The sequence below is a fragment of the Ruminococcus sp. 1001136sp1_2201st1_G3_2201SCRN_220225 genome, assembly GCF_040924365.1.
Taxonomy (GTDB): domain Bacteria; phylum Bacillota; class Clostridia; order Lachnospirales; family Lachnospiraceae; genus Blautia_A; species Blautia_A faecis.
Genome location: NZ_JBCOME010000026.1, coordinates 51,059 through 58,994 on the forward strand (window position 1 = coordinate 51,059; position 7,936 = coordinate 58,994).

General features: G+C 43.6%; 8 protein-coding genes. All 8 read left to right on the forward strand.

Annotated elements, in window-relative coordinates; genetic code table 11:
* Positions 1-3 precede the first annotated feature (3 nt).
* The gene (locus tag AB5642_RS10065; RefSeq protein WP_368371571.1) at positions 4-1,707 is read left to right on the forward strand and encodes an amidohydrolase family protein; all 1,704 of its coding nucleotides are present in this window, start codon (positions 4-6) and stop codon (positions 1,705-1,707) included.
* 205 nt (positions 1,708-1,912) lie between these two features.
* Positions 1,913-2,356 (forward strand): lipoprotein, encoded by a 444-nt coding sequence (locus AB5642_RS10070; RefSeq protein ID WP_173717855.1) that lies wholly within the window; start codon positions 1,913-1,915, stop codon positions 2,354-2,356.
* 145 nt (positions 2,357-2,501) lie between these two features.
* Positions 2,502-3,272, forward strand: coding sequence for a phosphoribosylformimino-5-aminoimidazole carboxamide ribotide isomerase (gene hisA, locus AB5642_RS10075; protein WP_195982613.1), 771 nt, complete (start codon positions 2,502-2,504; stop codon positions 3,270-3,272).
* A 94-nt stretch (positions 3,273-3,366) separates the two neighbouring features.
* Entirely contained in the window at positions 3,367-3,894 is a 528-nt protein-coding gene (raiA, locus tag AB5642_RS10080; protein WP_118582188.1) for a ribosome-associated translation inhibitor RaiA, read from the forward strand.
* Between the two features lie 608 nt (positions 3,895-4,502).
* The gene (locus tag AB5642_RS10085; protein WP_368371572.1) at positions 4,503-5,129 is read left to right on the forward strand and encodes a reverse transcriptase domain-containing protein; all 627 of its coding nucleotides are present in this window, start codon (positions 4,503-4,505) and stop codon (positions 5,127-5,129) included.
* Between the two features lie 22 nt (positions 5,130-5,151).
* Positions 5,152-5,925, forward strand: a complete 774-nt coding sequence (locus AB5642_RS10090; RefSeq protein WP_368371573.1) for a helix-turn-helix domain-containing protein — start codon at positions 5,152-5,154, stop codon at positions 5,923-5,925.
* A 1-nt stretch (position 5,926) separates the two neighbouring features.
* Positions 5,927-6,118 (forward strand): hypothetical protein, encoded by a 192-nt coding sequence (locus AB5642_RS10095; protein WP_330590371.1) that lies wholly within the window; start codon positions 5,927-5,929, stop codon positions 6,116-6,118.
* Between the two features lie 41 nt (positions 6,119-6,159).
* Positions 6,160-7,326, forward strand: coding sequence for a tyrosine-type recombinase/integrase (locus tag AB5642_RS10100; protein WP_368371575.1), 1,167 nt, complete (start codon positions 6,160-6,162; stop codon positions 7,324-7,326).
* Positions 7,327-7,936 lie beyond the last annotated feature (610 nt).

Sequence of the window (7,936 nt, forward strand, 5' to 3'; positions counted from 1 at the left end):
GGGATGGACTACATAATCAAAGATGGCTGGATCGTAAATGGGAAAAAGGAAAAGCCATTTCATGGAGATCTTGTAATAGAAAATGGGAAAATTGCGGAAGTGGGAACTCATGTGGAGATTCCAGCTGATTTTCCAAAAGAGCGTGTTCTGAATGCAGCCGGTGGTTATATAACCCCCGGCTTCCTTGACATTCACAGACACGGAGACTGGCAGGCCTTTGGAAACGGGGATGATGAGCTTTTGAACCGGCAGGGACTGACGACTGTGGTGAATGGAAACTGTGGGCTTTCGGTGGCTCCGGCCGGGGAGAAATTTGGGAAAGAGATTGCCGGATTTCTCAGCAGTGTGACTGGGGATTTTCGTTGGGGAAAAGATGAAAATACAGATGATACCGAAGGTGTACTTTCCTCAAAAAAGAAAGAGGAGTCTTGCGGAATTTCAGCGGAAGAAAGCGAGATAGACGCTTTTGGGATTATGTCAACCATGTTTGCCTACATGTCAGCTCTTGGAAAAGAAAAGCGCAGTGTCAACACTGGAATGCTTGCAGGAAATGGAACCATCCGCGCCAGTGTAAAAGGCTATGCTTCCGGGAAGCTTTCCAACGAAGAATTACATCAGGTGTGGAAGGCTGTGGAGGAAGCTCTGTCAGCAGGAGTGCTTGGAATCAGCCTTGGAATTGCCTATGCCCCGGAATTTGAATATGACAGAGATGGGCTTGTGGAAGCACTGCAGCCCTTGAAGGGGACGGACATTCCCATTACCACCCATATCCGAAATGAAGGAGATGGAATCCTGCTGGCTCTGCAGGAAGTGATTTCTGTGGCGGAAGAGCTGCAGATTCCCTTGCATGTGAGCCATATGAAATGCATCGGACGGAAAAACTGGAAGGAGACTCCGGTGAAGATCCTGAAACTGTTTGACCAGGCAGCAGAGCGGGGGGGGAAGGTGGATTTTGACCTGTATCCCTATCTGACTGGTTCCACCCAGCTGGTACATCTTCTTCCGCCACAGTTTCAGGAGGGCGGTATCGATGCAATCTGTGCAAGGCTGGCAGATCCGTCTTGCAGGAAAGAGATTACGAAGGTGCTGAAGCAGCCTTCCGATATTTTTGAGAACATTGTGGAGCTGGCTGGCTTTGACATGATCTATGCCAGCACTTTACATACGGAGAAATTCGGCAGCTTTGCAGGACAGTCTATTGCAAAAATCGCAGAACAGTTTGGACAGGATCCTTATGATACCCTGTATGACATCCTCCTGGCAGAGCGCTGTCAGGTTACCATGCTGGATACCATTGCCTCAGAAGAGGACATGCTGTATTTTCTGAAAGACAGCCGGGCAAATCTGATTTCAGATGCGATCTATCCCGCAGGGGGCAAATATCACCCCAGAGTTTATGGGGCTTTTCCAAAGTTGCTCACCGACTATGTGCGTGATAAAAAGGTCTTTTCCATAGAAGATGCTGTATATAAAATGACAGCAAAACCGGCGCATGTTCTGGGGCTCCCTCTGGGAACTCTGGAAAAAGGAATGCCCGCAGATATCAATGTATTTCATCTGGACCAGTTAAGCGTTCACGCAGATTTCCAGAATCCAAACCAGTACTGTACAGGATTTGATTATGTGCTGGTGGGCGGTGAGATCGCGGTGGAACAGGATGTGTGGAGAAATTCCAAAAGCGGCAGGATCGTGCGGAAACAACAGTGATAAGCGAAGAAGGGAAATGTCCGGATTGACGGATTTTTAAATTGTAAATTTCTTCCAGAATAGTTTCTTTCTCATCTGTACATATTAGGAGCATACAGCAATGTTTACTGTTCGCAGGCTGAGTTCCGCCAGGCGGAACGGTCATTTTCGCGAAAGTGGACAGTAACGTGTTTTCAGCTGAAAATAAGAAAAGGAGACAGATGAGATGAAAAAAATGAAACGAATGCTCATAGGTACTTTGCTGGTATTTACATTATGTATGCTTACAGCCTGTGGAAATGACAATAACAATGCAGCGGATGAGGTTCAAAATAATGCAAATGAGGATGCCATTGATAAGGATAACGTGGAGGATGGAACTGCAGAGGATGAAAAGTTGGATGACGCGGGCGACAGCGTAAATAATGGTGCAGACGGAGCTGGAACTGCTGATACCGCAGTACCAGATGATGCAGGCACTGCTGGAGATGCAGATGTTCCCGGTGATAATGTGACAGACAATAACAATTCCGTTTCCGGTGCCCTTGGCGAAGGTGTAGAAGAATTAGGCGATGGAGTAGCTGACGGTGTCCGTGATGTTGGTGAAGGTGTGGGCAACGCAGTAGAAGGTGTTGGAGATGCTGTGGATAATGCGGCGAATGGAAGATAATAAAAAATAGAGGTAAAATGAAAAGGTGTTGAATGAAGAGAGGTGTTTCATTCAACGCCTTTTTGTGATATGATTTCAATAAATTTGTGAGCAAAATACAGGATAGCTACAACTTAATTACAAATGCAAGAAAAGGAGGATCATCATGAAATTTCGTCCATGCATAGATATACATAATGGAAAGGTAAAGCAGATCGTAGGAGGAAGCCTGAAGGATGCGGGAAACCAGGCACAGGAGAATTTTGTGTCAGAGCAGGATGCAGCTTTTTATGCTTCCTTATATAAAGAAAAAGGTCTGAAGGGAGGACATATTATCCTTCTGAACAGTGCGGATTCTGAATACTTCCAGGCTACGAAAGCCCAGGCCATGCTGGCCCTTGGCGCGTATCCAGGAGGTCTTCAGATCGGAGGCGGTGTAAACCCGGACAATGCGGCAGATTATCTTGCTGCCGGAGCCAGTCATGTGATCGTCACCTCCTATGTGTTCCGTAACGGCCATATTTCCTGGAAAAATCTGGAGAAGATGGTAGATGCAGTTGGAAAAGAACACCTTGTCCTTGATCTCAGCTGTCGTAAAAAAGAGGATGCATACTATGTAGTCACAGACCGCTGGCAGAAATTTACAGAGGAGAAGGTAACTCTGGAACTGATGGAAAAGCTGGGTGCCTATTGCGATGAATTTCTCATCCATGCAGTGGATGTGGAAGGCAAGGCAAAAGGTATAGAAGTTTCCCTGGCGAAGCTTCTGGGAAAATATGAAGGTCATCCTGTGACCTACGCCGGCGGTGTTGGAAGCGTGGAGGATATCCAGCTCCTGAAACAGGCAGCAGGAGGAAAAGTGGATGTGACGGTAGGAAGCGCCCTGGATCTGTTCGGTGGCACCATACCATTTGAAAAATTGATAGGTAATTTATAAATGTGAAAAAATTCGTAATTTTTTCAGAAAATGATGTTAATTTTTAGAGTAATGTGTTATAATATACCCATCAAACAGCAAAGGGGATGGAAGCATGAAATTCATTATCAGCGGAAAGAACATCACAGTGACAGACGGGCTTCGTACAGCAGTAGAGGATAAGCTCGGTAAACTGGAAAGGTATTTCACTCCTGACACTGAAGTTGTCGTAACTCTTAGTGTAGAAAAAGAAAGACAGAAAATCGAGGTGACGATCCCGGTTAAGGGCAACATCATCCGTTCCGAGCAGGTCAGCAACGATATGTATGTATCAATCGACCTTGTAGAGGAAGTAATTGAACGTCAGCTCAGGAAATACAAGAACAAGATCGTAGATAAGCAGCAGTCAGCTGCCAACTTCCAGAAAGCATATCTGGACAAGGATTATGAAGAGGACGAAGAGGTTAAGATCATTCGTACCAAGAAATTCGATATCAAGCCTATGTATCCAGAAGATGCATGTGTCCAGATGGAACTTCTTGGACATAATTTCTTCGTATTCTGCAATGCAGAGACTGATCAGGTGAATGTAGTTTACAAGCGTAAGGGGAATACCTACGGACTGATTGAGCCAGAGGATTAATAGAGATATATCTGTTTGAAAAATAAAACAGGTGAATAGGAAGGGCATGTGAAAAAACGAAAGTTTTTTCACATGCCCTTGTTTTTTTGCGTGTGTCCAGCAAAGCTGGACTACACTTGCCGGTGTAAGTCCGGTCACGGTAATCGCCAGTGAGCCGTGTAGTTAAACTCGGTGCGTTGTAGTAATACAGGGTGCTAAGCGAGTGGATAAAGTAACCTTGAAAAAGGTGCGAGCAATCATGCAGACCGTAACATAAAGTGAATTCTGCCGTATCGTTAAAAAGGTCTCGAAAGAGAGAAAAGGGAAGTTGAGCCTTGGCAAAATAGGCGAAAACCATGGAACGTGTGGAGAAACTGGAAAACAGCACGGAAGAATCCCTCGGTATAGAGGAAACGGTATGTATGAAAAGTGTAGTTCGGAACTGGAGAGACCCTACCCATCACCAAATGGTAAAGAGAAAGCGTATAAGCTTGGCGAAATCGTATTTCTGATGGAAGGGAGTCGGAGGGGAACATAGTACCGATAATGACTGTGCAAGAAAACGCAGTTTATGGGAAGGTTCCCTACTTCATTCATGTTTGTAGAGAGGGTAAGAGTGAGAGAATGTCATGCAGACTAATAACTCCAAAGAAAAAGTTCGACAACTTCAAAACAAACTATATCTGACAGCCAAGAAGTGTGACAGCCGAAGATTTCATGCACTTTACGATAAGGTATATCGAGATGATGTACTCTTTGAGGCATGGAAACGGGTAAAAGCTAACAAAGGTTCCAGTGGTGTGGATGGTGTCAAAATCGAGGATGTTGAAGCGATGGGAATTGAAAAATACCTATCAGAAATCAAATCAGAACTGATGAATGGAAAGTATAAACCATCTCCGGTAAAGCGAGTTATGATACCAAAACCAGACGGAAGTGAAAGACCTCTTGGAATACCAACGGTCAAGGACAGAATTGTGCAAATGGCTACAAAGATAGCAATAGAGCCAGTATTCGAAGCTGACTTTAGAGAATGTTCCTATGGATTCCGACCGAAAAGAAGTGCGAAACAAGCACTGGAAGTAGTAAGGAAAGCGTGTAACAACAAGGGCTATTATGTAGTAGACGCAGACATTGAAAAGTTTTTTGACAATGTAAACCAAGGAAAGTTGATGAAGCTGGTAGAGCAGAGAATATCAGACCGTAGGATATTGAAGCTGATAAAACAAGACAGATCGTTACTGGCTAGTTCATAAAAACTATTTTCGGACAGAAACATTGCTTGGAAAGATGAGGGTTGAAATTGCCAGTTTTGAAAAGTGGTATGCCAATCAGGACTGGTATCACAAAGTCAATGGGGAAGCACCGGGAAAAGAGTTGAGGCTCAGATCTTATTCCCCAAAAGAAATACAGGAAATGCTGGGGACGGACAACGCAACGGTATATGAGATATTGAAGAAAAACAATATTGAGACAATTACAGTGAATGAAAGAATGCGAGTGCCGACGGATGCTTTCTGGGACTGGTATCACAGCCAGTCCAGATACCGTACACAGGAAGATCGTAAGAAAGATGCAGCTGCAGAGGCAGCCAGTCTAAGTATGCCGGAAATGGCCCGGCTGCTTGACGTTCCACGAAGTACCGTATATGGAATCCTGAGCAGTAAAAAATATGCCCCATTGCTGGACGTCATTGTAATTGCCGGACGGAGAAGGGTGACAAGGGAGAGCTTTGAGCGATTCTTGCAGGCACAGGATACCTATGAGCTGTTTAATTTTGAATATGAAGAATTGGAACTGGAAGAAAAACGGGAATATGAGAATTATAAGCGAAGATGCCTTGCAGAAGCAGATCACAGCCAGGAGAAAAAACGTCTGGAGTATCTGACAGTGCCGGAAGCGGCAGAACTGGCAGGAGTGGAGCCTGCAACTATCGCTTTTTGGTATACAACAGGAAAAATACCGATTCGGAAAACAGGAAAGATTATTCGTATTCCAAGAGAAGCGTTTAGACAGTGGTTATTGAAGCGGAAGGAAAAGGGGGTGGTATAGCATGGCTTCGATACAGAAGAAAAATAACAAATATTGTGTTGTATATTACTGTAAAGATATAGAGGGAAAACGGAAACAGAAATGGGAAACGTATGATACGAAGAACGAAGCTAAAATAAGAAAAGCAGAAATCGAACTGAAAGAAAAAAAGGCGGTATTATCGTATCGAACTGTAAGACGTTGCAGGATCTGATAAATGAGTATGTCGAACTGTATGGAAAAGACAGGTGGGCATTGTCTACCTATGACGGGAATATGTCATTGCTGAAGAATTATATATTGCCTATCATTGGGAAAACTCCACTGACGGATATCAATACCAGATTTCTAGAGATTTACTATAAGACGCTGACAAAGACGCCATCCGTTCCAGACTTGAACGGAAATATCAGAAGCGAGTTCGTATCTACCAGTGTAATCCGTGATGTACATAAGCTGCTGAAGAGTTGTTTTAATCAGGCTGTGAAGTGGGATATCATGGAGAAGAATCCAGCATTTAAAGCGACGGTACCAAAGCATAAATCAGAGAAACGGGTAATATGGGATGCAGAGACCTTTGCATATGCTCTGGATGTGTGTGAAAATGAGTGCCTAAAATTGTGTATGAACCTTGCCTTTGCCGGTTCTCTTCGAATAGGAGAACTACTGGGGCTTACCTGGGACTGCGTAGATATATCAGAAGAAGCGATCAAAGAAAACCGGGCGTATCTTTATGTAAATAAGGAAGTACAGAGAGTCAGCAAAAAAGCGTTAGAGGAATTAGACCAGAAAGATGTGATCGTCATATTTCCAGAGGAGCGGAAAACGAATAAGACGGTACGCATTATGAAAACACCAAAAACAGAAAGCAGCGTGCGGAAAGTGTTTTTACCCAGGAGCGTAGCTGAAGAACTGATTGCATGGAAAGCACAGCAGGAGGAGATAAAGGATATTTTGCAGGAAGAATACCAGGACTATGGCCTTATCCTTGCTACTGAATATGGACTTCCAAGGGGCGGTGCGTATATCAGAGATTCCCTGAATAAGCTGATCAAACAACATGATTTACCACAGATTGTGTTTCACAGTTTCCGGTATATGAGTGTTACCTATAAGCTTAAGCTGAACGGCGGTGATATAAAGGCGGTACAGGGAGATTCTGGTCATGCACAGGCAGATATGGTTACAGAAGTATATTCGCATATTATAGATGAAGACAGACGGCGCAATGCGACACTGTTGGAAGATTCCTTTTATAACAGGAAGAATCTGAATCCGCAGATCCATGATACAGAAAAGAGGACGATGATGGAAGTTCCAGAAGGAGTGGACGCAGAGTTACTTGCAAAAGTTCTCAGCAATCCGGAAATGGCTGTGTTGCTGACATCATTAGCAAAATCAATGCAAGGGGAACATAATTAGGATAAAAGCAGACCGATGGAGAGCAAAATCTCTGCCGGTTTTATTTATGAGATCAAATCAGAGCATGTGAGAAAAAAGAGGTAAAATAGTGGTCAAAGCATCTTGCGTAAATGGCGGTATCTGATGTATAATTTAGAAGAAATCTGACAAAGAAAATAGTGTATCACACATTTCACTTCCCGCTTTTAAATGGGCAGGATAGTTGGATTTTATGATTTGAAAAATTATAGATGGAGTTGGCGCTTTATATTAGAAGCGTACAATCATTTTCTCAGAAAATGTAAAAATCTGGAATAATTTTCAATGATCTTATATGAACAGAAATAGTCCGGGAAGGCGCTTTTTTACTGGACTTATAAATGAATAGGTTGTCTCTGTTGGACTAGTCTGAACCTGCATAAAAGTTGCTCCTAAGCGAGGGGTCGGAGGTTCAAATCCTCTTGGCGACGGGCTTCAAAGCGTTCGAAAATGTTAGCTGGATTAGCTGACAACGAACGCTTTTCTTATTTTCTAATCACGTTCGTGACATGATTTTCCATTCAAAATGATCAATTTCCAGCTAACGCAATCCGATTTTTGTTAGCTGACAGCTAATCAAAATTACCGTTTT